The sequence below is a fragment of the Vibrio sp. Vb1574 genome, assembly GCF_033338675.1.
Genome location: NZ_JAWOTC010000357.1, coordinates 1 through 1144 on the forward strand (window position 1 = coordinate 1; position 1144 = coordinate 1144).

The 1144-nt window shown below is 46.7% G+C and carries 2 protein-coding genes; both read right to left on the reverse strand.

Annotated features, from left to right (window positions below):
* The coding region (locus R7O12_RS26155) for a YeiH family protein (RefSeq protein WP_318126974.1) at positions 1-708 on the reverse strand (708 nt) is incomplete at its 3' end.
* A 128-nt stretch (positions 709-836) separates the two neighbouring features.
* The coding region (locus R7O12_RS26160) for a 1-acyl-sn-glycerol-3-phosphate acyltransferase (protein WP_318126976.1) at positions 837-1144 on the reverse strand (308 nt) is incomplete at its 5' end.

The following is a 1144-nucleotide window of genomic DNA, read 5'->3' on the forward strand; positions in this document are numbered from 1 at the left end:
CCAGAAAATGAAGTAAGGAATCACTAACTTTGTCGAACCGTGCTCTTTGTTCCAACGTGAGAGAATCACGGCGCTAATCAAAGCAACAGGAATGATCCACAAGGCTCGCGCCAGTTTGAGCGTGGTTGCAGTTGTCAGTGCCTCTTCACCGTAGGCAGAGGCAGCGCCAACAACAGACGAAGTATCATGAATCGCAATTGCCGCCCATGTCCCAAAGGTGTGTTGGTCTAGGTTTAACGCATGACCAATGACGGGGAAGATGAACAACGCTAGAGAGTTGAGTACAAAAACGGTAGCGAGTGCCAAACCTATTTGTTCATCTTTGGCTCTGATTGCTGGTGCGACCGCAGCAATTGCGCTGCCACCACATATCGCAGTTCCGGATGAAATGAGATACGCAGTCGTCGTTTCGAGTTTGATCGCTTTGGCGATGAGTGAGCCAATGACGAGTGTGCCGACAATCGTAGCGATAATTAGCCCGATACCATCTGACGTAACAGACAATGCCTGTTCAAAATTGATACCAAACCCTAAACCGATAATAGAATAAGAAAGCAGTTTTTTGGTGAAAGAGGCGATGGGTAACTCAGTAGGAACTAAGCCAAAGCTGGCAAGTAAGAAGCCAATAACAAGTGCAATAGGGGATGACACAAAAGGAGTTAAGCAAAAAAGCAGTGCCAGTCCAAAGGGGATGTACTTTCTGTTCAAGATTTATGATTCATTGTCGTTAGTGAAAGCGAGAGTATATCGCACTGTATCTGGTCAGTTTGTCTTAATGATTTGAACACACGTTCAGATAATCTAAACGTGTGCTCAAATAATTCTCAACGTTTTGTTTATCGCCAATCTCCGCGCAATGCGTGCACTTTTTCGAACATAGTTTGTGCGGTGGCTGAGCTAGGATCTACCGGTTCGCCAGCTTCAATTTCCAATTTGGACCAGAAGCGAGTCGGGAACCCTCTGCATGCTCGTCCTTTAGCGCGGCTAAAATAACTGCCCCACAATCCTTTCAATGCCATCGGAATCACAGGTACCGGGCTTCGACGCAGAATAATGTCGATGCCACGCATGAAGTCGTTCATTTCGCCATCGGAGGTCAATCGCCCTTCAGGGAAGATACAGACAATATGGCCTTCATTGAGAG